The 22,649-nt window shown below is 71.8% G+C and carries 24 protein-coding genes; 20 read left to right on the top strand and 4 right to left on the bottom strand.

Annotated elements, in window-relative coordinates:
- Nucleotides 1-189 precede the first annotated feature (189 nt).
- The 13 genes from ftsZ to FHU40_RS00565 all read left to right on the top strand — a co-directional run bounded on the left by ftsZ (nt 190) and on the right by FHU40_RS00565 (nt 13,917).
- Nucleotides 190-1,365, top strand: coding sequence for a cell division protein FtsZ (gene ftsZ, locus FHU40_RS00625; protein WP_183590369.1), 1,176 nt, complete (start codon nt 190-192; stop codon nt 1,363-1,365).
- A 4-nt stretch (nt 1,366-1,369) separates the two neighbouring features.
- The gene (gene pgeF, locus FHU40_RS00620; protein ID WP_183590368.1) at nt 1,370-2,089 is read left to right on the top strand and encodes a peptidoglycan editing factor PgeF; all 720 of its coding nucleotides are present in this window, start codon (nt 1,370-1,372) and stop codon (nt 2,087-2,089) included.
- Entirely contained in the window at nt 2,086-2,781 is a 696-nt protein-coding gene (locus tag FHU40_RS00615) for a YggS family pyridoxal phosphate-dependent enzyme (protein WP_183590367.1), read from the top strand. Before pgeF ends, FHU40_RS00615 begins: the two co-directional genes overlap by 4 nt.
- A gap of 59 nt (nt 2,782-2,840) precedes the next feature.
- Entirely contained in the window at nt 2,841-3,350 is a 510-nt protein-coding gene (locus FHU40_RS00610) for a cell division protein SepF (protein ID WP_183590366.1), read from the top strand.
- Nucleotides 3,351-3,408: 58 nt separating this feature from the next.
- Nucleotides 3,409-3,702, top strand: coding sequence for a YggT family protein (locus FHU40_RS00605; protein WP_183590365.1), 294 nt, complete (start codon nt 3,409-3,411; stop codon nt 3,700-3,702).
- A gap of 77 nt (nt 3,703-3,779) precedes the next feature.
- Nucleotides 3,780-4,550, top strand: a complete 771-nt coding sequence (locus FHU40_RS28750) for a DivIVA domain-containing protein (protein WP_281374550.1) — start codon at nt 3,780-3,782, stop codon at nt 4,548-4,550.
- A 174-nt stretch (nt 4,551-4,724) separates the two neighbouring features.
- Nucleotides 4,725-5,774, top strand: a complete 1,050-nt coding sequence (locus tag FHU40_RS00595; RefSeq protein ID WP_183590364.1) for a TraR/DksA family transcriptional regulator — start codon at nt 4,725-4,727, stop codon at nt 5,772-5,774.
- Nucleotides 5,747-6,358 carry a signal peptidase II gene (gene lspA, locus FHU40_RS00590; protein ID WP_183590363.1) on the top strand — a complete coding sequence of 204 codons (612 nt, stop codon included), beginning with the start codon at nt 5,747-5,749 and terminating at the stop codon, nt 6,356-6,358. Before FHU40_RS00595 ends, lspA begins: the two co-directional genes overlap by 28 nt.
- The gene (locus FHU40_RS00585; protein ID WP_183590362.1) at nt 6,355-7,287 is read left to right on the top strand and encodes an RluA family pseudouridine synthase; all 933 of its coding nucleotides are present in this window, start codon (nt 6,355-6,357) and stop codon (nt 7,285-7,287) included. The genes lspA and FHU40_RS00585 overlap by 4 nt, the downstream gene beginning before the upstream one ends.
- A complete protein-coding gene (locus tag FHU40_RS00580; protein WP_183590361.1) occupies nt 7,277-8,011 on the top strand; it encodes a GNAT family N-acetyltransferase in 735 nt (244 codons plus the stop codon). Before FHU40_RS00585 ends, FHU40_RS00580 begins: the two co-directional genes overlap by 11 nt.
- A gap of 168 nt (nt 8,012-8,179) precedes the next feature.
- On the top strand, nt 8,180-11,725 hold the full coding sequence (gene dnaE / locus FHU40_RS00575; RefSeq protein ID WP_183590360.1) for a DNA polymerase III subunit alpha: 3,546 nt from the start codon (nt 8,180-8,182) through the stop codon (nt 11,723-11,725).
- Entirely contained in the window at nt 11,722-12,255 is a 534-nt protein-coding gene (locus FHU40_RS00570; RefSeq protein ID WP_183590359.1) for a hypothetical protein, read from the top strand. The genes dnaE and FHU40_RS00570 overlap by 4 nt, the downstream gene beginning before the upstream one ends.
- Nucleotides 12,256-12,309: 54 nt before the next feature.
- A complete protein-coding gene (locus FHU40_RS00565; RefSeq protein WP_183590358.1) occupies nt 12,310-13,917 on the top strand; it encodes a DUF3352 domain-containing protein in 1,608 nt (535 codons plus the stop codon).
- On the opposite strand, the gene ybaK is transcribed toward FHU40_RS00565, so the two are convergent.
- Together ybaK and FHU40_RS00555 are read right to left on the bottom strand one after the other, a co-directional pair.
- On the bottom strand, nt 13,904-14,395 hold the full coding sequence (gene ybaK / locus FHU40_RS00560) for a Cys-tRNA(Pro) deacylase (protein ID WP_183590357.1): 492 nt from the start codon (nt 14,393-14,395) through the stop codon (nt 13,904-13,906). The genes FHU40_RS00565 and ybaK overlap by 14 nt on opposite strands.
- A 168-nt stretch (nt 14,396-14,563) precedes the next feature.
- Complete coding sequence (locus FHU40_RS00555; RefSeq protein WP_221199475.1) at nt 14,564-15,250, bottom strand: LON peptidase substrate-binding domain-containing protein; 687 nt, start codon at nt 15,248-15,250, stop codon at nt 14,564-14,566.
- Nucleotides 15,251-15,425: 175 nt separating this feature from the next.
- On the opposite strand from FHU40_RS00555, the gene FHU40_RS00550 reads away from it, so the two are divergent.
- From FHU40_RS00550 to hisF, 7 genes are all read left to right on the top strand, one after another.
- Entirely contained in the window at nt 15,426-15,965 is a 540-nt protein-coding gene (locus FHU40_RS00550; RefSeq protein ID WP_246389896.1) for a Uma2 family endonuclease, read from the top strand.
- Nucleotides 15,966-16,044: 79 nt separating this feature from the next.
- On the top strand, nt 16,045-17,346 hold the full coding sequence (hisD, locus tag FHU40_RS00545; protein WP_183590355.1) for a histidinol dehydrogenase: 1,302 nt from the start codon (nt 16,045-16,047) through the stop codon (nt 17,344-17,346).
- A 2-nt stretch (nt 17,347-17,348) separates the two neighbouring features.
- Nucleotides 17,349-18,482 (top strand): histidinol-phosphate transaminase, encoded by a 1,134-nt coding sequence (locus FHU40_RS00540; RefSeq protein WP_183590354.1) that lies wholly within the window; start codon nt 17,349-17,351, stop codon nt 18,480-18,482.
- Entirely contained in the window at nt 18,479-19,087 is a 609-nt protein-coding gene (hisB, locus tag FHU40_RS00535) for an imidazoleglycerol-phosphate dehydratase HisB (RefSeq protein WP_183590353.1), read from the top strand. Before FHU40_RS00540 ends, hisB begins: the two co-directional genes overlap by 4 nt.
- Nucleotides 19,084-19,734, top strand: a complete 651-nt coding sequence (gene hisH, locus FHU40_RS00530; RefSeq protein ID WP_183592123.1) for an imidazole glycerol phosphate synthase subunit HisH — start codon at nt 19,084-19,086, stop codon at nt 19,732-19,734. Before hisB ends, hisH begins: the two co-directional genes overlap by 4 nt.
- An 18-nt stretch (nt 19,735-19,752) precedes the next feature.
- Entirely contained in the window at nt 19,753-20,502 is a 750-nt protein-coding gene (gene priA, locus FHU40_RS00525; protein WP_183590352.1) for a bifunctional 1-(5-phosphoribosyl)-5-((5-phosphoribosylamino)methylideneamino)imidazole-4-carboxamide isomerase/phosphoribosylanthranilate isomerase PriA, read from the top strand.
- Nucleotides 20,499-21,260, top strand: a complete 762-nt coding sequence (hisF, locus tag FHU40_RS00520) for an imidazole glycerol phosphate synthase subunit HisF (RefSeq protein ID WP_183590351.1) — start codon at nt 20,499-20,501, stop codon at nt 21,258-21,260. Before priA ends, hisF begins: the two co-directional genes overlap by 4 nt.
- Nucleotides 21,261-21,276: 16 nt before the next feature.
- On the opposite strand, the gene FHU40_RS00515 is transcribed toward hisF, so the two are convergent.
- Nucleotides 21,277-21,450, bottom strand: coding sequence for a hypothetical protein (locus FHU40_RS00515; RefSeq protein ID WP_183590350.1), 174 nt, complete (start codon nt 21,448-21,450; stop codon nt 21,277-21,279).
- 474 nt (nt 21,451-21,924) lie between these two features.
- Entirely contained in the window at nt 21,925-22,554 is a 630-nt protein-coding gene (locus tag FHU40_RS00510; RefSeq protein WP_183590349.1) for a TIGR03085 family metal-binding protein, read from the bottom strand.
- Nucleotides 22,555-22,649: the final 95 nt, after the last annotated feature.

The raw sequence follows: 22,649 nt of genomic DNA, 5'->3' as shown, positions 1-22,649 counted from the left end.
GTGTCGTCGCCGAAATGCGGATGGTGCTTGCCTACTGTCTTCAACACGGCGAGGTTGACATAACTATAACCCTCAGGCTGAGGGTCAGAGTTGAGGAACACGCCGGACGAGCTTCCCCGGGCCGCGAAGGTCCGCCAGCAGCACCAGACCAGCGCACCATCCGAACGAGCAGCGAAGGGCGAACCTGCCGTGGCAGCAGCACAGAACTACCTGGCCATCATCAAGGTCGTGGGCATCGGTGGTGGTGGTGTCAACGCCGTCAACCGGATGATCGAGGTCGGCCTCAAGGGCGTCGAGTTCATCGCGATCAACACCGACGCCCAGGCCCTCCTGATGAGCGACGCCGACGTCAAGCTCGACATCGGCCGCGAGCTCACCCGTGGCCTCGGCGCCGGCGCCAACCCCGAGGTGGGGGCGAAGGCGGCCGAGGACCACGCCGACGAGATCGAAGAGGTCATGAAGGGCGCCGACATGGTCTTCGTGACCGCCGGCGAGGGCGGCGGCACCGGCACCGGCGGCGCGCCGGTGGTGGCGCGGATCGCCCGCTCGCTGGGCGCGCTGACGATCGGCGTCGTGACCCGGCCGTTCGCCTTCGAGGGTCGCCGCCGGGCCAACTCCGCCGAGGAGGGCATCGCGCAGCTGCGCGAGGAGGTCGACACCCTCATCGTGATCCCGAACGACCGGCTGCTGTCGATCAGCGACCGCAATGTGTCGGTGCTCGACGCCTTCAAGCAGGCCGACCAGGTGCTGCTCCAGGGTGTCTCGGGCATCACCGACCTGATCACCACGCCGGGCCTGATCAACCTCGACTTCGCCGACGTGAAGTCCGTCATGTCCAACGCCGGCTCCGCGCTGATGGGCATCGGCTCGGCCCGGGGCGACGACCGATCGGTGGCGGCCGCCGAGATGGCGGTCTCCAGCCCGCTGCTCGAGGCCAGCATCGACGGAGCCCACGGCGTGCTCCTCTCGATCGCCGGCGGCTCCGACCTCGGCCTCTTCGAGATCAACGAGGCGGCGGCGCTGGTCGCGCAGGCCGTGCATCCCGAGGCCAACATCATCTTCGGCGCCACCATCGACGACGCGCTCGGTGACGAGGTCCGGGTGACCGTGATCGCGGCCGGCTTCGACGGCGGTCAGCCGAAGCGGCGCGACGAGGGGGCCGTCCTGCGGCGCGACGCCCGACCGCAACAGACCCAGGCCGAGACCCGGGCCGCGGCCCAGGCGGTCGCGACCAAGCAGTCCGAGGCCGCGCCCGCGAGGCCCGCGGAGCCGGTCAGTGCCCCGTCCCAGCCGGCCCCCCGCCCGGCGCCCACCCAGGTGCAGTTCGACGACGACGACCTGGACGTGCCCGACTTCCTGAAGTAGCGGCTTGTACTTCCATCGCGACACCGACGGCCCCGTCGACCTGGCCTTCACGGACCGGTACGGCGGGGTCAGCGGTGTGCCCTTCGACGAGCTCAACCTGGCGATCGACGGCGACGACCCCGAGCCGGACCGCGCCGAGAACCTGCGGCTGCTGCTCGGGGACTTCGCGCCCGGCGACGAGCTCGCCGACCTCCGCCAGGTGCACGGGTGCGACGTCGTGTCGGTCGGGGGAGAGCACGTGGAGCGGGCCGAGGCCGACGGGCTGGTCACCGCCCGCGTCGGAGTCGTGCTGATGGTGCGGGCCGCCGACTGCGTGCCGGTGCTGCTCGCCGACGCCGACACGGGCGTCGTCGGCGCGGCGCACGCCGGCCGGCCGGGGCTCGCCGCGGGCGTCGTACCCGCCACCGTGGCCCGGATGCGCGATCTCGGTGCGCGCGAGATCACCGCGTGGGTGGGTCCGCACGTGTGCGGCGCCTGCTACGAGGTGCCCGCCGACCTCCAGGCCGAGATCGGGGCGGTGGAGCCGTCCAGCGTCGCGACCACGTCGTGGGGTACGCCGTCGCTCGACCTCGGCGCGGGCGTCCGCGCGCAGCTCGAGCGCGCCGGCGTACGGGTCGTCGACGTCGCTCGCTGCACCCGCGAGTCGACCGACCTCTACTCCTACCGTCGCGACGGTAGGAGCGCCGGCCGGCATGCCGGCCTGATCCGTCGGAGGGCGTCATGAGCGCCCGGCGCGACGAGCTCGCCGCCAACCTCGCGACGGTGCGCGGGCGGATCGCCGCCGCGTGCACCGACGCCGGCCGCGACCCTGCCGAGGTGCGGCTGGTGGTGGTCACCAAGTTCTTCCCGGCCGCCGACGTGCGGCTGCTCGCCGAACTCGGCGTCACCGACGTGGGTGAGAATCGTCACCAGGAGGCCGAGGCCAAGGCCGCCGAGTGCGCCGACCTCGGGCTCACCTGGCACTTCATCGGCGGGCTCCAGAGCAACAAGGCGGCGGCGGTCGCGGCGTACGCCGGCGTCGTGGAGTCGGTCGACCGGCGCAAGCTGGTCGCGCCGCTCGCCCGCGGGGCGGGGGAGCGGCCGGTCGACGTGCTGCTCCAGGTCAGCCTCGACCCGCCGGGACGCGCGGGGCGGGCGGGCGTCGACCCGGCCGAGCTGCCGGCGCTGGCAGTCGCGGTGGCGGAGGCGGAGCCGCTCCGGCTGCGCGGCCTGATGGCGGTGGCGCCGCTCGGGGAGGACCCGCGGCCCGCGTTCGAGCGGCTCGCGGCGATCCGGGCCGACTTCGTCGCCGAGCACCCCGATGCGACCTGGCTCTCGGCCGGGATGAGCGGCGACCTGGAGCACGCCGTCCGCGCCGGGGCGACACACGTACGGATAGGGTCCGCGGTCCTCGGTTCGAGGCCTCGGCTCAAGTAGGGTCCCAATCACCACAAGTGCGTCCCCGAGGGGATGCGGAGTTCCGGAGGACGACAGTCATGAGCGGCGCGATGCGCAGGATCGGCGAGTACCTCGGCCTGCTCGAGGACACCGGACGCTACGACGAGGAGTACGGCTCCTACGACGAGTACGAGACCCAGGAGACCGCGCCGGTCGCCGCGCGCAAGCGGGAGACCCGCCCCGCGCCGGTCTCCGACCTGGCCGAACGCCGTCGTTCGGCGGGGGCCTCCAGCGCCCCGGCCGGTGGTCCGACCGGCGTCGTCGCCGAGCTGTCCCGCATCACCACGCTGCACCCGCGCACCTACAACGAGGCGCGCACCGTCGGCGAGAACTTCCGTGAGGGCACGCCGGTCATCATGAACCTCTCCGAGATGGACGACTCCGACGCCAAGCGCCTGGTCGACTTCGCGGCGGGCCTGGTCTTTGCGACCCGTGGCACCATCGAGCGCATCACCAACAAGGTGTTCCTGCTCTCGCCGCCGAACGTGTCGGTGGCCGCTGAGGACAAGCAGCGGATCGTCGAGGGCGGATTCTTCAACCAGAGCTGAACCACTACCAGAGCTGAACCACTACCAGAGCTGAACCAGGGCTAGGACACGTCGTACGTTGCAAACCGTTGGTCTGATCATCCAGGTCGTGCTGTGGGTGTTCATCGCGCTCCTGTGGGTGCGCTTCGTCGTCGACTGGGTGCAGATCTTCGCCCGGCAGTGGACGCCGCGCGGCGCGCTGCTGGTGGGGCTCGAGGGCGTCTACTCCGCGACCGACCCGCCGATCAAGGCGCTGCGCCGGGTGATCCCGCCGCTGCGGCTGGGCAGCATCGCGCTCGACCTCAGCTTCCTGATCGTGATGATCGGGGCGTACGTCCTGCTCTCGCTCAACGGGCGACTCCTGCTGAGCTGAATCAAGCGCGGTGCTGGCTGACTCCGAGACCGGTGCAAGCGCTATTGTTCGACCGACAGTAACTCTGACGAGAATGAATGGGTGAGGTCATGCCGCTGACGCCTGAGGACGTGAGCAACAAGCGCTTTACTCCCGTCCGGCTCCGCGAGGGCTACGACATGGGCGAGGTCGACCAGTTCCTCGATGAGGTGGAGGCCGAGCTGGCGCGACTCACGAAGGAGAACGACGACCTCAGGTCGAAGCTCGCCACGGCGCAGTCCGGCGCCCCGGCGCCCGCGCCGGTGGTCGAGGAGAGGCCGGCTCCCGAGCCGACCCCGGAGCCGACGCCGACCCCGGCGCCCGAGCCCGTCGTGGCCGCCAGCCCGGTGGCCGCGAGTCCGGTGGAGACGCTGCGCGTCGAGACCGTGCCGGAGGCCTCCAACGCCGCGGCGCGGCTGCTGGAGATCGCCACCCGCAACGCCGACGAGCTGGTCGAGGACGCCAAGAACGAGGCCGACAAGATCATCGCCGAGGCCCGCACCAAGGCCGAGCGTCTCGACGTCGAGTCCCGCACCAAGGCCGACCGCCTCGAGGCGGACGCCCGCACCCGCGCTCAGATGCTGGACTCGGAGACGGCCGAGCGTCGTCGCCAGATGTTCGGCGAGCTCGAGACCGAGCGGGACAAGCTCAACTCCGAGGTCGAGCGGCTGCGTTCCTTCGAGCGTGAGTACCGCTCGCGCTTGAAGAGCTACTTCAGCCAGCAGCTCGAGGCCCTCAACACCGGCGGCTCCGAGGCCCCGTCGTCCTCCGGCGAGGAGACGCCCGCCCCGAAGCGGCTGCGGTCGATCCTGGGCGAGGACGACGCCTGATCTCGCCCTGATCTCACCCGGAGCGCAACTCCACCGACACCGGCCGGTCCCACGGGACCGGCCGGTGTCGTGCTTCCCGGAGCGTCGGGTTGAGGGGGTACCGGCGCTCGGCTACCCTCCCTGCACCACTGTGGCACGACGCACAGGCGCCCCAACGGCCGAGGAGGCCCGCTGATGGCTCGCAGCACCAGGAAGTCGATCGCCGGACAGGCGGCGGCAGCGGCCCGCAAGGTGGTCGCGCGCAAGGCGCCCGCCACGAAGGGGACCGGGTCGGCACCGGTGAAGAAGACGGCGGTCAAGAAGGCGGCCCCGGCGAAGAAGGCCGCTCCGGCGAAGAAGGCGGCCCCGGTCAAGAAGGCGGCCCCGGCGAAGAAGGCCGCTCCGGCGAAGAAGGCGGCCCCGGTCAAGAAGGCGGCCCCGGTCAAGAAGGCCGCTCCGGCGAAGAAGGCCGCTCCGGCGAAGAAGGCGGCCCCGGTCAAGAAGGCGGCCCCGGCGAAGAAGGCCGCTCCGGTCAAGAAGGCGGCCCCGGCGAAGAAGGCGGCCCCGGTCAAGAAGGCGGCCCCGGTCAAGAAGGCCGCTCCGGTCAAGAAGGCCGCTCCGGTCAAGAAGGCCGCTCCGGTCAAGAAGGCCGCTCCGGCGAAGAAGGCGGCCCCGGCGAAGAAGGCGGCCCCGACCAAGAAGACAGCCCCGACCAAGAAGGCGGCACCCGTGAAGAAGGCCGCACCGGCAGCCCAGGCCGCGCCCGCCAAGGTGGCGGCCAAGAAGACGGCCACCAAGTCGGCCACCAAGTCGGCCACCAAGTCGGCCGCGTCGCGGAAGACGGTCGCGCCGAGTTCGCTCGTCGTCCAGCCGGGGGAGTCCGCCTGGACCAAGGCGGAGCTCAAGGAGGTGCTCGACGAGCTCCACGAGCAGCGCCGGCACAGCCTCGAGATCGTGGAGGGCCTCGACGACGAGCTCAACGGCCTGATGCGCGACTCCGGCGACGGGGCCGGACAGGACCAGGCCGACGTGGGTGCCAGCACGTTCGAACGCGACCACGAGCTCGCGGTGCTCAGCAGCGAGCGTGACAAGCTCGCCCAGATCGACCGGGCGCTGGCGCGGATCGACGACGGCACGTACGGCGTGTGCGAGTCCTGCGGCAACCCGATCGGCAAGATGCGGCTGATGGCCTTCCCCCGTGCGACACTGTGCATGACATGCAAGCAGCGCGAGGAGCGTCGCTGACCGGCGACCACGAGGAACATCCACCGGCCCGATCCCGCACCTCGCGCGCCCGCCTGCTCACCGTCTTCGGACTGATCGCGGCCACGGCGTACGCCGTCGACGTGATCACCAAGAACCTCGCGGTCGACCGGCTGACGGGGCGCCCGGACGTCGAGGTGGTCGGCGACCTCCTCGTGCTCCACCTGGTGCGCAACCCCGGCGCGGCGTTCAGCACCGGCACCGGATTCACCGAGGTGTTCAGCGTGCTGGCCAGCGTGGCCGTGGTCGTGATCCTGTGGTTCGCCCGGAAGGTCGGCAGCCTGGTCTGGGCGGTGGCGCTGGGCTTCCTCCTCGCCGGGGTCGCCGGCAACCTGACCGATCGTCTGCTGCGTGAGCCGGGGCCGCTGCGCGGCCACGTCATCGACTTCTTCATGCTCCCGAACTGGCCGGTGTTCAACGTCGCCGACATCTGCATCAACGTCGCCGCGGGACTGATCCTCGTGCAGGTCTTCCGGGGCGTGCACCTCGACGGGCGGCGTGAGGAGCGCAAGGACTCCGGCGACCGGACCGGGGAGGACGACGTCCGCGCGGAGTCCGCGGAGTGAACGCCGACCACCGGATCCTGCCGGTCCCCGAGGGGCTCGCCGGGGAGCGGGTCGACGCCGCCATGGCGCGGCTCTTCGGCCTTTCCCGCACCCGCGCCGCGGACCTGATCGCGGCCGGTCACGTGGAGCTCGACGGCACCGCGGTCGCGAAGAGCGACCGGGTGCTCCCGGGCGCGATCCTCGACGTCACGATCCCCGTCGAGGCCGACCCGCTCGAGGTGGTGCCCGAGATCGTCGAGGGGATCAAGATCATCCACGACGACGACTCCATCGTCGTGATCGACAAGCCCGTCGGCGTCGCCGTCCACCCCTCGCCGGGCTGGACCGGCCAGACCGTGGTCGGCCACCTGGCCGGTGCCGGCTTCCGGATCGCCACCAGCGGTGCGTCGGAGCGCCAGGGCATCGTGCAGCGGCTCGACGTCGGCACCTCCGGCGTGATGGTGATCTGCAAGTCCGAGCGTGCGTACTCCGTGCTCAAGAACGCCTTCCGCAACCGCACCGTCGACAAGACCTACCACGCGCTGGTGCAGGGCCACCCGGACCCGCTCGAGGGCACCGTCGACGCCCCGATCGGGCGGCATCCCAAGGCGGACTACAAGTTCGCGGTGATGGCCGATGGCCGGCACAGCGTCACCCACTACGAGACGCTGGAGGCGCACCGCTTCGCGAGCCTGCTCCAGATCCACCTCGAGACCGGGCGCACCCACCAGATCCGGGTGCACATGGCGGCCCTGAAGCACCCCTGCGTGGGCGACCTGACCTACGGGGCCGATCCGACGCTCGCCCGACGCTGCGGGCTGGAGCGACAGTGGCTGCACGCCGTACGCCTCGGCTTCGAGCACCCGGAGTCGGGGGAGTACGTCGAGTACGAGTCGACCTACCCCGACGACCTGGCGCACGCGCTCGAGGTGATCCGGGATGCCCACTGACCCGGAGCTGACCCTGCGCCGGGCCGAGCCGGAGGACGCCGAGGCGCTCGCCGACCTCTACTCCGCCGCCCGGGTCGCGGCGGTGCCGCAGATGCCACCGGCGCTGCACACGAACGCCGAGGACCGGCAGTGGATGGCCGGGCAGCTGGCGCGCGTCGACCACGAGGGTTGGCTGGCCGAGCACGACGGGAGGGTGATCGGCTACGCGCTGATCACGCCGACCTGGCTCGACCATCTCTTCGTGCATCCCGAGCACCTGGGCTCGGGCACCGGGGCGGTGCTGCTCGACCTCGTGAAGTCGCTGCGTCCCGACGGGTTCGCGCTGTGGGTCTTCGAGAGCAACGAGGGCGCGCGGCGGTTCTACGCGCGGCACGGCCTGGTCGAGCTGGAGCGCACCGACGGGTCGGGCAACGAGGAGAGGGCGCCCGACGTCCGGATGGCCTGGCCCGGCGCCGAGCCGCTGCGCTTCTACCGGGGCCTCATCGACGAGGTCGACGAGCAGCTCGGCGACCTGCTCGCCCGTAGGGTCGCGCTCACCCGCGCCGTCCAGCGGATCAAGCACGACACCTCGAGGGACGCCGGGCGCGAGCGTGAGATCGCCGCCGCCCTGGCCCGTCGTGCCCCGGAGCTGGGCGAGGAGCGACTGGCCCGGATCGTGCACACGATCATCACCGAGAGCCTCGAGGCCGCCCGCGAGGGCGGTGTCGGGGCTCACGGTGGTTGAGGTGCGAGCGCAGCGAGCCTCGAAACCCCGACTGTCGGTGCGCCGCCCTAAGGTGTCCCGCGAAGTCACGTAGGCTGGCGTCCTTCCCCCGATCGGCGCCCGGCCTTCTCCGTGGCTCTGGTCCAGCATGCCCGCACAACCGCTAGCCCCGAGGAGTAGCCGACGACGATGGCGAACGGCTCCCAGGACTCCTTCGTCCACCTCCACGTCCACACCGAGTACTCCATGCTCGACGGGGCCTCGCTGCTCGACGGGCTGTTCACGCGCGTGGCCGCGCAGGAGATGCCGGCCATCGCGATGACCGACCACGGCAACCTGCACGGCGCGTTCGACTTCTACTCCAAGGCCCGCAAGTACGGCGTGAAGCCGATCATCGGCATCGAGGCCTACCTCACGCCGGGGACGCCCCGCGGCGAGCGCAAGCGGATCCGCTGGGGCAAGGGGGACACCGCCGAGGAGGGCGGCAAGGACGTCGCCGGTGGCGGCGCCTACACCCACATGACCATGTGGGCCGAGAACACCGCCGGCATGCACAACCTCTTCCGGCTCGCCAGCCTGGCCAGCCTCGAGGGCTACTACTACAAGCCCCGGATGGACCGCGACCTGCTGCAGCGCTACTCCAAGGGCATCATCGCCAGCACCGGTTGCCTCTCCGGCGAGATCCAGACCCGCTTGACGCTCGGGCAGTACGACGAGGCGCTGCGGGCGGCGGGGGAGTTCCAGGACATCTTCGGCAAGGAGAACTTCTACCTGGAGCTGATGGACCACGGCATCGCCGCCGAGCGGGCGACGCGTGAGGACCTGCTCCGGATCGCGAAGACGCTCGACCTGCCGGCGATCGTCACCAACGACACCCACTACACCAACCCCGAGGACGCCGATGGTCAGGACGCCCTCATCTGCGTCGCCTCGGGCAAGCGGCTGGCCGACACCAACCGCCTGAAGTTCGACGGCGGCGGCTACTACATCAAGTCCGCGGCGGAGATGCGCGAGCTGTGGCGCGACTTCCCCGACGCGTGCGACAACACGCTCGCGATCGCGGAACGCTGCGAGGTCGAGTTCGTCGAGTCCACCGGCGGCTACATGGCGCGCGCCGACGTCCCGGCGGGCGAGACCGAGGAGAGCTGGTTCCGCAAGGAGGTGTGGCGGGGCATCGAGGCCCGCTACCCCGGCGACCGACTGACCCAGGAGGTCAAGGACCGCGTCGAGATGGAGCTCGGCATCATCTCGCAGAAGGGCTACTGCGGCTACTACCTCGTGGTCGCCGACTTCATCCAGTGGTCCAAGCGCAACGGCATCCGGGTCGGCCCCGGCCGTGGCTCGGGTGCGGGCTCGATCGCGGCGTACGCGCTCAGCATCACCGACCTCTGCCCGCTCGAGCACGGGCTCTTCTTCGAGCGCTTCCTCAACCCCGAGCGCCCGTCGATGCCCGACTTCGACATCGACTTCGACGACCAACGCCGCGGCGAGGTCATCAAGTACGTCACGGACAAGTACGGCGCCGACCGGGTCGCGCAGATCGCGACCTTCGGCCGGCTGAAGTCCAAGGCGGCGATCAAGGACGCGGCCCGCGTGCTCGACCACGGCTTCGCGATCTCCGACCGGATCACCAAGGCGCTGCCGCCCGACGTCATGGGCAAGGGCGTGCCGCTCAAGGAGATCTTCAACCCCGAGCACAAGCGGTACGGCGAGGGCGGCGAGTTCCGCGCGCTGCACGACCAGGACCCCGACGTCCGCACGATCTACAACACCGCGGTCGGCCTCGAGGGCCAGATCCGCAACTGGGGCGTCCACGCGGCCGGCGTGATCATGTCGAGCGAGCCGCTGCTCGACATCGTGCCGATCATGGCCCGTCCGCAGGACGGCGCGATCATCACCCAGTTCGACTACCCGATGTGCGAGTCGCTCGGGCTGGTCAAGATGGACTTCCTCGGCCTGAGCAACCTGCACATCCTCGAGGACGCGGTCGCCAACATCGCGGCCAACCGGGACGAGCAGATCATCCTCGAGGAGCTCCCGTTCGACGACCGGCCCACCTACGAGCTGATGGGCCGCGGCGACACGCTCGGCGTCTTCCAGCTCGATGGTGGTGGCATGCGTGCGCTGTTGCGCTCGATGCAGCCCGACCAGTTCGCCGACATCACCGCCGTCAGCGCGCTCTACCGCCCCGGCCCGATGGGCGCGGACTCGCACAACAAGTACGCGCACCGCAAGAACGGCCGCCAGCCGATCGAGCCGATCCACCCCGCCCTCGCCGAGGCTCTCGAGCCGGTGCTGGGGGAGACCTACGGCCTGATCGTCTACCAGGAGCAGGTCATGGCGATCGCCCAGGTCCTGGCGGGCTTCTCGCTGGGCGCGGCGGACAACATGCGGCGCGCCATGGGCAAGAAGAAGAAGGAGGAGCTCGACAAGCAGTACGCCGGCTTCGAGGCCGGCATGCTCGAGCGCGGCTACCCGCAGGACGCGGTCAAGACGCTGTGGGAGATCCTCGTCCCCTTCGCCGACTACGCGTTCAACAAGTCGCACTCCGCGGCGTACGGCGTCATCACCTACTGGACCGCCTACCTCAAGGCCAACTACCCGGCCGAGTACATGGCCGCCTTGCTCACGTCCGCGCGGGACGACAAGGACAAGATGGCGATCTACCTCAACGAGTGCCGTCGGATGAAGATCCAGGTGCTGCCGCCGGACGTCAACGAGTCGGCCCACGACTTCACCCCGGTCGGCAACGACATCCGCTTCGGCCTGACCGCGATCCGCAACGTCGGCGCCAACGTGGTCGACGGCATCGTGGCCGCGCGCGAGGAGAAGGCCCGCTACGAGCACTTCAACGACTTCCTCAGCAAGGTGCCGGCGAACGTCTGCAACAAGAGGGTCATCGAGTCGCTGATCCTCGCCGGCGCCTTCGACGACATGAAGCACAAGCGGCGGGCGCTCCACCTCGTTCACGAGGAGGCGACCGACCGCTACGTCGGGCTCAAGCGCGAGGACGAGGGGCAGGACTCGCTCTTCGGCGCGGCCGACTCGGTCGACGAGGTCGGCTTCGACGTCAGCATTCCGATCCCGGACATCGACGAGTGGGACAAGACCACGCTGCTCGGGCGGGAGCGCGAGATGCTCGGTCTCTACGTCTCCGACCATCCGCTACTGGGCCTCGAGCACGTCCTCTCGCAGGGCACCGACTGCACGATCGGGCAGCTGATGCTCGACGAGAGCCGCCCCGACGGCAGCCCGATCGCGGTGTCGGGCCTGGTCACCTCCGTGCAGCGCAAGATCACCAAGCGCGGCGACGCGTGGGCCCTCGTCACGCTCGAGGACCTCGACGGCTCGATCGAGGTGCTGCTCTTCCCGAGCTCATGGCAGCTGTGCGGCCACCTCATCACCGAGGACGCCATCATCACGGTCAAGGGCCGGCTCTCCCGGAGCAAGGACCAGCCCGAGATCATGGGCCAGGAGGTGTCGCTCGTCGACACCACCCGGGGTCCGAGCGGCCCCGTCGTGATCAACCTCCCGCAGACCCGGGTCAACGGCAACGTGGTCGACCACCTCAAGGAGGTGCTGGCCACCCATGCCGGCGTGACCGAGGTCCACCTGCGCCTGCGGATGCGCGAGAAGACCGTCGTGCTCAACCTCGAGCGCCATCGGGTCACGCCGAGCCCCGCCCTGTTCGCCGACCTCAAGCAGCTCCTCGGCCCGGGGTGCCTGGCCGGATGACGCGGCGGCTGGTGGTGCAGCTGGCGCTGGTCGTGGTCGTCCTGGCGCTGGCGGGCGCGCTGGCCGGCGTGGTCTGGGAGTGGATCTGGAGCCCCACGATCGGCGTGGTCGTCGACCACCAGTGGACGGCCGGTGACGCACTCGGGCTGCAGCACCAGTTCTCCGGCACCGGCTGGTACGTCGTGGTGGCCGTGGTCGCCGGACTGGTCGCCGGCATCGCCGTCACGCTCGTGGCCGACCGGGTCCCGCTGCTCACGCTCGCCGGTGTCGTGGTCGGGTCGGTCGTCGCGGCCTGGCTGATGCTGCAGGTCGGCACGGCCCTCGGGCCGCCCGACCCCGCCACGGCCGCGCGCAGCGCCGCCGACGGCACCCGGCTGCCCGATCACCTCGCGGTCTCCGGTCGGAGCCCGTTCATCGCCTTCCCGGTCGGTGCGCTGCTCGGCCTGGTGCTCGTGTTCATCGGGCTGTCGGCCCGGGTTCCTCCACAGGAGTCGCTGGAGTCGCCGTCGGGCCGGGAGCTCGCCGGATAGGCTGCCCTCCTCTTCGCCGGCATCGGTCGGCGTCCGATCTCATGGGGTTAGCCGATGTCGTACGACACGCCGTCCGGACCGCCGCCCTCAGGCCCGCCGCCGGGTGGACAGGCCGAGACGCTCGACAGCCGAGGCGGTGACCGGCCCCGGGGCCGGGGCCGACGCAGTACCGTGCTCGCGGCCGGAGCCGCCGTCGCGGTCGTGGCCGTCGGCGGTGCCGCATGGGCGACCTTGTCGTTCTTCTCGACGGGCGACCAGCCGGCCGAGGCGCTGCCCGCCTCGACGCTCGGCTACGCCAGCATCGACCTCGACCCGAGCGGCGGGCAGAAGATCGCCGCGCTGCGTGCGCTGTCGAAGTTCCCGGCGTTCGACGACGTCGTGGGCCTCGACGCCGACGACGACGTCCGCCGGTGGATCTTCGACGAGATCCAGGGCGAGACCGAGTGCGAGGCGCTCGACTACGACGACGACGTCGCCCCGTGGCTCGGCGACCGGTTCGCGGTGGCCGCCGTCGATGCCGGCGGCGATCTGCCCGCGCCGGTCTTCGTGCTCCAGGTGAGCGATGACGACGCCGCCGACGCGGGCCTCCAGGCGATCCGCGAGTGCGCGGGCGGCGACTCGGTCGAGGGCGCCTGGTCGATCCGCGACGGCTGGGCGTTGATCGGCGAGACCCAGCAGATCGTCGACGATGCCGCCGCCGATGCCGCCGAGGCGTCGCTGGCGGACGACGACGACTTCCAGCACTGGACCAGCGAGGCGGGTGACTCGGGCATCGTGTCGCTGTACGCCGCGCCCGAGGTGGGTGCGCTGCTCGCCGATGAGCTCGGCGGGGTGGGCGACGACCTCGGCCTGGCACCCGAGGAGGTCGTGCCCGAGGAGAGCATCGAGCTGCTGAAGGAGTTCCGCGGCGCCGCGGCCACGATCCGCTTCGACGACGGTGGTCTGGAGCTGGAGATGGCGGCCGACGCCGGGGCCACGGGCAGCATGGCCGACGGTGACGCCGCCGGCGACCTCGTGGCGTCCCTGCCGGAGGGCACCGTGGCGGCGCTGGGCCTCAGCCTCGGTGACGGCTGGGCCGACGAGCTGCTCGACCAGATCGCGGAGGCGACCGGAGAGTCGACCGACGAGCTCGTCGCGCAGGCGAGCGAGGTGCTCGGGATCGATCTGCCCCAGGACGCGGAGACCCTGGCCGGTTCGGCGATCGCGCTGGCCGTCGACGGCGACTTCGACCCGGAGTCGTGGTTCGGGGGCGCGGCGGAGCCGGGGTCCGGGATCGGCGTGAAGATCCTCGGCGACCCCGACGGCGTCGAGGACGTGCTCGACAAGCTCCGCGCCGCGGCCGCGGGTCAGGACGCCGGCTTCCTGGACAGCGACGCCGATGACGAGGCGGTCGCCCTCGGGCCGGACGCCGACTACCGCGCGAAGCTGCTCTCCGACCGGGGGCTCGGCGGCACGGACTCCTTCGAGCGCGTCGTCGAGCACCACGACGACGCCGCGGTCGTCCTCTTCGTCGACTTCGACGCGGGCGACGACTGGCTGGTGAAGCTCGCCGGCGACGATCAGGACGTGCGGGAGAACCTCGAGCCGCTCGAGGGCCTCGGCATGAGCGCCTGGCTCGACGGCGACACGAGCCACGCCGTGCTCAAGATCACGACCGACTGATCGGGGCCACGACCGCCCCGGTCGCGGTCACCAGGTCGGCCGGCGCGATCTCGAGGTCGAGACCGCGCCGGCCGGCGGAGACGAAGACCGTGTCGAAGCCGGTCGCGGTGTCGTCGAGCACGGTCGGGTGCCGGCGCTTCTGCCCGACGGGGGAGATGCCGCCCGCGACGTACCCGGTCGCGCGCTCGGCCGCGGCCACCTCGGCCATCAGGGCCTTGCTACCGCCCAGGGCGCGGGCCAGGCCCTTGAGGTCGAGCTGGCCGGACACGGGCACGATGCCGACCGTCAGCGCTCCGTCGAGACTGACCATCAGCGTCTTGAGGACCCGGTCCGGGTCGAGGCCGAGCGCCTCCGCGGCCTCGAGTCCGTAGGAGGTCGCGCGGGGGTCGTGGTGGTACTCGTGCAGGGTGAACGCGATCCCCGCCCGGGTCAGTGCGACGGTCGCGGGGGTGCCGCCTGCGGACTTCTTCTTGGCCACGAGTTGGTCTCCTGGGTCGGCGCCGCTGGGTGGTCTCCTGGGTCGGCGCCGACTCTCGGCTCACTGGATTTCGACGCGCCCGTCGCGACCTCGTTCCTCGGTCGCGGGGCTTTCTCAATCTTCGCTCACCACGCGCCCACGCTCGTTCCTCGCGTGCGCGCTGTTCGCTCAGTTGGGCGACCACCGGGTGCGGGCCACCTCGGTGGCCGGCAGCGACGGGATGACGTTCATGGCGCGCAGCTCGGTGCGCAGCAGGTCGGTGAGCAGCACCAGACGGTCGGTGGCGTCCTCGGCCTCCAGCAGCGACTGCCGCTCCGACATCGGCAGCGGGGCGATGGCGGCCAGGGTCCAGGAGAGGTACGTCGGGTCGCGGGGGAGGGTGCCCTCGTACGGGTCGCTGCGCAGGTCGGCCAGCGCCGCACGGTAGGCGACGAACGCCGCGCGGGCACGCTCGAGCACCTCCGTCGGGACGTCCGCGCCGCTGTCGGGCCGATCCACGACGTGACCCACCGGGAAGGTGCCCCCGGTCTCGAGCCGCTGGAGCTCGATGCGCTCCATGCCGACCGCCACGATGTCGAAGCTGCCGTCGGCATTGCTCTCGACATCGGTGAGCTGGAGCCGGCAGCCGACCCGGTAGAGCGACTGCGCCCCGTGCTCGCCGACCTCGTACCCCTCCCGGATGCCGACCGACCCGAACAGCCGGGCGGCGGGATCCGCGACCCGCAGCAACTCGTGCACCAGGGCGCGGTAGCGGTCCTCGAAGACGTGCAGCGGCACGCTGAGACCCGGGAAGAGGACCGCGTTCAGCGGGAACATCGGCAGCGTGTCGGCCACGGTCTCAACGTAGTCGGTCATCGCGGTGGTGGTTTCGAGGCTCGCTGGCGCTCGCACCTCAACCACCGGCTTCGCTGGATGAGGTGCGAAGGCGCGCCAGCGCCTGTGGAGAGCCGGTCGCGGCACGCTGCTTCCCACCGCACGCTCATGCCCATGGCTGTGGCTGATCAGCGAGGGGTGAGGCACCATGGTGGTCATGACGACGCTGCCGCGTGGGCGGGCGCTGACGGTCGCAGACATCGAGGCGATGCCCGATGACGGGCAGCGCTACGAGCTCATCGACGGTGTCCTCGTCGTGAGCCCGACGCCCGCCTGGCGACACCAGGACGTGCTGACGAACCTGCTCGTGCTGCTCCGGACGACAGCCCCAGCGCACCTGCGTGTGCTGCCTGCCCCGACGGCCGTCATCATCGACGAGCGGACGTGGGTCGAGCCCGACATCGTCGTCGCGCCGAAGTCCGACTACGGCGCCAAGTACCTCGACCACCCGCCCTTGCTGGCGGTCGAGGTGCTCTCGCCCTCGAACCGGATCTACGACCTGAACACGAAGTTCGCCCGCTACGAACGCGCCGGCATCGCGTCGTACTGGGTGGTCGACCCGGACGAGCTGCGGCTCGTGGTGTGGGAGTTGGTCGACGGCCGCTACGTCGAGATCGCCGATGTCGGGCCGGGGGAGCGCTGGTCGGCCGTCCGGCCGTTCCCGGTCGCCGTCGCGCCCGGTGACCTGACCGACTGAGTCCTCGGTTGTGTCCTCGGCGCCTCAGCCGTCGGACGCGGGGCGAGGCCGGGGCCGGGGCGCTCGTAGAATCGGTGCCATGATCCAGCGCATCGACCTGCGGGGCGCCGACCGGACGACGGTCGACTACCGAGCAGCCGTGCCCCGTGCCGACTTCGACGTCGAGGCGGCGGTGCCGGCGGTGCATGCGATCTGCGAGGAGGTCCGCACCCGCGGCCTGGCCGCGATCCGGGAGTACGGCGAGCGGTTCGACGGGGTGCGCGTCGACGACATCCGGGTCGCGCCGGAGGCACTCCAGCGGGCTCTCGTCGAGCTCGACCCGGCCATCCGCGCCGGGCTGGACGAGTCGATCCGGCGGCTGCGCGCGACCTGCGCCAACGAGCTGGAGCAGGACGCCGTGACCGACCTCGGCCCGGGAGCCCGCGTCACCCACCGCAAGGTGCCGGTCGGGCGGGTCGGCCTCTACGTGCCGGGCGGCCTCGCGCCGCTGGTCTCCAGCGTGCTGATGAACGTCGTGCCCGCCCAGACCGCGGGCGTCGAGTCGATCGCGCTGGCCAGCCCGCCGCAGCGGGAGTTCGGCGGCTCCGTGCACCCGACGATCCTGGCGGCGTGCGCGCTGCTCGGCGTCGATGAGGTGTACGCCGTCGGCGGCGCCCAGGCGATCGCGATGTTCGCCTACGGCGTCGGGCCGTGCGCCAAGGTCGACCTGGTCACCGGGCCGGGCAACATCTACACCGTCACCGCGAAGCGGCTGCTCAAGGGCCAGATCGGCATCGACTCCGAGGCCGGGCCGACCGAGATCGCGATCCTGGCCGACGACACCGCCGACGCGGCGTACGTCGCCGCCGACCTGATCAGCCAGGCCGAGCACGACCCGCTCGCGGCGTCGGTGCTGGTCACGCCGAGCGAGCGGCTCGCGAGCGAGGTCGAGGCCGAGCTCGACAAGCAGGTCTCGGTGACCAAGCACGTCGAGCGGATCCGCACCAGCCTCTCCGGCCCGCAGTCGGGCATCGTGCTGGTCGACGACCTCGAGCAGGGACTCCAGGTGGTCGACGCGTACGCCGCCGAGCACCTGGAGATCCACACCGAGGACGCCGCCGCCTGGGCGGCCCGGGTCAACAACGCCGGCGCGATCTTCGTCGGCCCCTACGCTCCGGTGAGCCTCGGCGACTACTGCGCCGGCTCCAACCACGTGCTGCCCACGGGCGGCTGCGCCTGCCACAGCAGCGGCCTGTCGGTGCGCGCGTTCACCAAGTCGGTGCACGTCGTCGAGTACGACCGCGGCGCGCTCGAGGCGGTCGCCGGCCACGTGGTGACGCTCGCCGAGGCCGAGGACCTGCCCGGCCACGGCGCCGCGGTCAGCGTGCGATTCGGGGAGTGAGCATGGACTTCCCCCCGATCCGCGAGGAGCTGCGGGGGCTCGAGCCGTACGGCGCGCCCCAGCTCGACGTCCCCGTCCAGCTCAACACCAACGAGAACCCCTACGGGCCCTCCGCGGCATGCGCCGACGACATCGCCGCCGCCGTGCGCGAGGCCGCGCTGACCCTCAACCGCTACCCCGACCGTGAGCACGTGGCGCTGCGCGCCGCCCTCGCGGCGTACCTCTCCCGCGACACCCCGCACGGCGTGACGCCGGACCAGGTGTGGGCGGCGAACGGCTCCAACGAGGTGATGCTGCAGCTGCTGCAGGCCTTCGGCGGGCCCGGGCGCACGGCGATGAGCTTCGCGCCGACCTACTCGATGTATCCCGAGTACGCCCGCGACACCTCGACCACTTGGGTGCAGGGCCGGCGCGCGGAGGACTTCAGCCTCGACCTCGACGCCGCCCGCGAGGCCGTCGAGCGCGAGCGGCCGAGCGTCGTGCTGCTGCCGAGTCCCAACAACCCGACCGGCACCGCGCTGCCGCCCGAGGCGGTCGGCCTGCTCTGCAAGGCAGCGGCCAGCTACGAGCCGGGTGGGCTCGTGGTCGTCGACGAGGCGTACGGCGAGTTCCGGCGCTCCGGCGTCCCGAGCGCGGTCGAGCTGCTGCCGACGTACCGCAACCTGGTCGTCACGCGCACGATGAGCAAGGCGTTCGCGGCGGCCGGCCTGCGGCTGGGCTACCTGGCGGCAGACCCGGCGATCTGCGACGCGATCCGGGTCGTCCGGCTGCCCTACCACCTCTCCGCGGTGACCCAGGCGGCCGCGCTCGCCGCGCTGCGGCACGCGCCGGAGCTGCTCGGGAGGGTCGACGAGCTGCGGGCCGAGCGCGACGGCTGCGTCGACTGGCTGCGGGAGCAGGGGCTGACCGTGGCCGACAGCGACGCGAACTTCGTGCTGTTCGGCACCTTCGCCGACCGGCATGCGGTGTGGCAGGGGCTGCTCGACCGGGGCGTGCTGATCCGCGAGGTCGGGCCCGACGGGTGGCTGCGGGTGTCGATCGGCACCGCAGACGAGATGATGGCGTTCAAGCAGGCGATGACCGAGGTCATGCAGACCGTGGCAGCGCGGACCCTGGGTATGGAGGCACAGGCATGAGCAGGACGGCTCGGATCGAGCGGCAGACCAGCGAGTCGAAGGTGCTCGTCGAGGTCGACCTCGACGGGTCGGGGCGTCACGACGTCTCCACCGGCATCGGCTTCTACGACCACATGCTCACGGCGTTCGCCCGGCACAGCCTGGTCGACCTGACCGTGCAGTCCGAGGGCGACCACTGGATCGACGCCCACCACACGACCGAGGACACCGCGATCGCGCTCGGCCAGGCGCTGCGCCAGGGGCTCGGCGACAAGCAGGGCATCCGCCGCTTCGGCGACGCCACGGTGCCGCTCGACGAGGCGCTCGTGCAGGCCGTCGTCGACGTGTCCGGCCGGCCCTACTGCGTGCACACCGGCGAGCCCGAGGGCCAGCAGTACGTGCAGCTGGGTGGGTCGACGCCGGCGTACCTCGGCTCGCTGACCCAGCACGTCTTCGAGACGATCGCGTTCCACGGCCACTTCGCGCTGCACGTGCGGGTGCTCGCCGGCCGCGAGCCGCACCACATCGTGGAGACCCAGTTCAAGGCGTTCGCCCGGGCCTTCCGCGACGCGGTCGCACTCGACCCGCGCGAGACGGGCGTGCCCTCCACGAAGGGGACCCTCTGAACACCAGGCCCGGCGTCGTCGTCCTCGACTACGGGTCGGGGAACCTCCGCTCCGCCGTGCGCGCGGTCGAGCGCGCCGGCGCCGAGGTGACGCTCACCAGCGACTTCGACACGGCGCTGGCGGCCGACGGCCTCGTCGTCCCGGGCGTGGGCGCGTACGCCGCCTGCATGGCCGGGCTGCGGGCGATCAAGGGTGAGCGGATCATCGGTCGCCGGCTCGCCGGTGGCCGTCCGGTGCTCGGCATCTGCGTCGGCATGCAGATCCTCTTCGCCAGCGGCGTGGAGCACGGCGTCGAGACCGAGGGCTGCGACGAGTGGCCGGGCGTCGTCGAGCGCTTGCAGGCTCCGGTGGTGCCGCACATGGGGTGGAACACGGTCGACGTCGCACAGGGGAGCTCTCTCTTCGCGGGCATCGCGGACGAGCGCTTCTACTTCGTGCACTCCTACGGTGTGCGCGACTGGACCCTCGTTACCAACGACCGCACCAAGGCGCCCCTGGTGACCTGGGCCGAGCACGGCGGGGACCGCTTCGTCGCCGCCGTCGAGAACGGCCCGCTGAGCGCGACCCAGTTCCACCCCGAGAAGTCCGGTGACGCCGGCGCCGCGCTGCTGCGCAACTGGGTGAACTCGCTGACCACATCCGACTGAACGATCGAAGAGACGAAGATGAGTGACTACCTCGAGCTGCTGCCTGCCGTCGACATCACCGAGGGGCGAGCCGTCCAGCTCGCCCAGGGCGTCGCCGGCTCCGAGCGCACGTACGGCGACCCGATCGCGGCCGCGATGCGGTGGCAGGACGCCGGTGCGGAGTGGATCCACCTGGTCGACCTCGACGCGGCGTTCGGCCGCGGCTCCAACCGCGAGCTGCAGGCGCAGATCGTCGGGGCGCTGGACATCCAGGTCGAGATGAGCGGCGGCATCCGCGACGACGAGTCGCTGGAGGCCGCGCTCGCCACCGGCTGCCGCCGGGTCAACATCGGCACCGCCGCGCTCGAGCAGCCCGAGTGGTGCGCCCGGGTGATCGCCGAGCACGGCGACCGGGTCGCGATCGGCCTCGACGTACGCGGCCGGACGCTCGCCGCCCGCGGCTGGACCAAGGAGGGCGGCGACCTCTACGAGACGCTGGCCCGGCTCGACTCCGAGGGCTGCGCGCGGTACGTCGTCACCGACGTCAACAAGGACGGCATGCTCCAGGGGCCCAACCTCCAGCTGCTGCAGGACGTCTGCGCCGCGACGTCCGCGCCGGTCGTGGCGTCCGGCGGCGTGACGACGCTCGACGACATCCGTGCGCTCATGTCGCTGGTGCGCCCCGCCGGAGCTCCGGGAGGGGTCGAGGGTGCGATCGCCGGCACCGCCCTCTACGAGGGCCGCTTCACCCTCGAGGACGCGCTCGCGCTCACCCGGGGCGCGTCGTGACCCTCGCCGTACGCGTGATCCCGTGTCTGGACGTCGACGCCGGGCGGGTGGTCAAGGGCATCAACTTCATGGAGCTGCGCGATGCCGGCGACCCCGTCGAGCTGGCGCGGACCTACGACGCGGAGGGTGCCGACGAGCTGACCTTCCTCGACATCTCGGCCTCCCACGAGGGCCGGGCGACCACGATGGAGATCGTGTCGAAGACCGCGGAGGAGGTCTTCATCCCGCTCACCGTCGGCGGCGGAGTGTCCTCCGTCGAGGACGTCGACCGGCTGCTGCGCGCCGGCGCCGACAAGGTCGCGGTCAACACGGCCGCGATCAACCGACCCGAGCTGGTCGCCGAGATCGCGGACCGGTTCGGCAACCAGGTGCTGGTGCTGTCGGTCGACGCGCGCCGCGCGGCGGGGACGCCGTCCGGTTTCGAGGTGACCACCCACGGCGGTCGCCGGTCGGCCGGCCTGGACGCGGTCGAGTGGGCCGTCCGCGCGACCGAGCTCGGTGCCGGGGAGATCCTGCTCAACGCGATGGACGCCGACGGGACCCAGGACGGTTTCGACCTCGAGCTGATCCGGGCCGTACGCCGCGAGGTCGCGATCCCGGTGATCGCCTCCGGGGGCGCCGGTGCGACCGAGCACTTCCCGCCGGCCGTCGCGGCCGGCGCGGACGCCGTGCTCGCGGCCACCGTCTTCCACTTCGGCACACTGCGGATCGCCGACGTGAAGGCGGTGCTCGCCGGGGCGGGTCACCCGGTCCGCTGAGCCCTCGCCGGCCCGCTCAGAACGGTCCGCTGAAGTTGGGACCGGACGGGTTGTTGTAGCTCTCGCCGCGGCCCTGGACCGTGCGCCGCGCCCGATCCACCTCGGCGTCCGCGAGGCCGCGCCGGCGTGGCCAGAACGCCCACCCGGCGAGGATCAGTGCGGCGATCCCGATGATGGTCCACAACAGCACGGCTGCTCCTCGCGGTCGATGGTCCCGGCAGCCTAACCCTCGGGGCGGTGGGGCGCCGCCGTGGCGGCGGCGTCGGCACGGTGGTTGAGGTGCGACGGCGTCGGCACGGTGGCTGAGGTGCGAAGGCGTCGGCACGGTGGTTGAGGTGCGAAGGCGCACTGGCGCCTGAGCCTCGAAACCACCAGGCCAGTCGCCCACCAGGCCAGTCGCCCACCAGACAGTCGCCCACCAGACAGTCGCCGCCCAGGCGTCGCTGCAGCCCCGGCGCGCATCGCGGGCCGGTCAGGCAAAGCGAGCCCGACACGCCGTCGTACCCCGGCGTGTCGCCCTCGCTTCCCCTGACCACCCCGGCGGGTCATCGGCGTGTCTCGCCGTTTCCCCGGGCGGCCGGGGAAACGAGGGGAGCCGCGGTCACGGCGCCAGCGGAGCCGGCCGGCCACCGCGGGCGCCCCCACCGACCACCCCCGAAACCGACTACGCCCCGAGGTCCGCCGCCCGGAGCGCGGCGACCGCGTCCTCGGGGCCGTCGAGCTCGAGGCCGACCACGGCCGAGCGCCCGAAGAGGAAGAGGATCAGCTCGACGACGTCGCCGGTGATCGTCACCGGGTCGTCGCCCGCTCGGGCGACGGTGGTCGCGCCGGTGTCGCGGCGGCGCAGGACGACGGGCACCGGGAGCCTGCGCCCGATGAACGACATCGAGCGGGCCAGTCGCGACCACAGCTCGTCGACGTCGGCGGGGTCGAGGGATCGGGGCTGCCAGCCGGTGCGGCCGCGGCGCAGGTCCTCGTGGTGCACGAGGAACTCGAGGGTGTTCGCGGCCCGGTCGACGGCGGGCACCGCGAACATGGCGCCGGGTGAGCGGAGCCGCGCGACGAGCTCGTCGTACTCCCGCCGGCCCACGGAGCGGGAGGCGTGGTCGGTGAACCTCGCGAACGGCGACAGCACGATGCCCGCGGCGGCGAGCGGCCTGCGCTCGCGCACCAGGAGGTGCACCACGAGGTCCTGGGCGTTCCACCCGGCACACAGCGTCGGCGAGTCCGCACCGACCTCGAGCGCGAGGTCGCACAGGGCGGCCCGTTCACGGCGCGAGAGCGAGTCGGTCACCACCGGAGCATACGGCGGCACGCGGCGGGCGGACGGCGATCACGACGCCCGTCGTCCCGATGTCCGCGCGTGGGAATAGCCTGGCCGGGCGGCGG

The organism is Nocardioides soli (assembly GCF_014191495.1).
In the GTDB taxonomy this organism is placed as follows: Bacteria; Actinomycetota; Actinomycetes; order Propionibacteriales; family Nocardioidaceae; genus Nocardioides; species Nocardioides soli.
The sequence above is the reverse complement of the archived record's forward strand: the minus strand, read 5'-3'. Positions and strand labels throughout refer to the sequence as shown.

Bases quoted from the DNA above. Each gene is read 5' to 3' on its own strand.
- FHU40_RS00615 (WP_183590367.1), top strand. From the start codon at position 2,086: ATGAGCGCCCGGCGCGACGAGCTCGCCGCCAACCTCGCGACGGTGCGC.
- FHU40_RS00610 (WP_183590366.1), top strand. From the start codon at position 2,841: ATGAGCGGCGCGATGCGCAGGATCGGCGAGTACCTCGGCCTGCTCGAG.
- FHU40_RS28750 (WP_281374550.1), top strand. From the start codon at position 3,780: ATGGGTGAGGTCATGCCGCTGACGCCTGAGGACGTGAGCAACAAGCGC.
- FHU40_RS00595 (WP_183590364.1), top strand. From the start codon at position 4,725: ATGGCTCGCAGCACCAGGAAGTCGATCGCCGGACAGGCGGCGGCAGCG.
- lspA (WP_183590363.1), top strand. From the start codon at position 5,747: ATGCAAGCAGCGCGAGGAGCGTCGCTGACCGGCGACCACGAGGAACAT.
- FHU40_RS00580 (WP_183590361.1), top strand. From the start codon at position 7,277: ATGCCCACTGACCCGGAGCTGACCCTGCGCCGGGCCGAGCCGGAGGAC.
- dnaE (WP_183590360.1), top strand. From the start codon at position 8,180: ATGGCGAACGGCTCCCAGGACTCCTTCGTCCACCTCCACGTCCACACC.
- FHU40_RS00570 (WP_183590359.1), top strand. From the start codon at position 11,722: ATGACGCGGCGGCTGGTGGTGCAGCTGGCGCTGGTCGTGGTCGTCCTG.
- FHU40_RS00565 (WP_183590358.1), top strand. From the start codon at position 12,310: ATGTCGTACGACACGCCGTCCGGACCGCCGCCCTCAGGCCCGCCGCCG.
- FHU40_RS00555 (WP_221199475.1), bottom strand. From the start codon at position 15,250: ATGACCGACTACGTTGAGACCGTGGCCGACACGCTGCCGATGTTCCCG.
- FHU40_RS00550 (WP_246389896.1), top strand. From the start codon at position 15,426: ATGACGACGCTGCCGCGTGGGCGGGCGCTGACGGTCGCAGACATCGAG.
- hisD (WP_183590355.1), top strand. From the start codon at position 16,045: ATGATCCAGCGCATCGACCTGCGGGGCGCCGACCGGACGACGGTCGAC.
- FHU40_RS00540 (WP_183590354.1), top strand. From the start codon at position 17,349: ATGGACTTCCCCCCGATCCGCGAGGAGCTGCGGGGGCTCGAGCCGTAC.
- hisB (WP_183590353.1), top strand. From the start codon at position 18,479: ATGAGCAGGACGGCTCGGATCGAGCGGCAGACCAGCGAGTCGAAGGTG.
- priA (WP_183590352.1), top strand. From the start codon at position 19,753: ATGAGTGACTACCTCGAGCTGCTGCCTGCCGTCGACATCACCGAGGGG.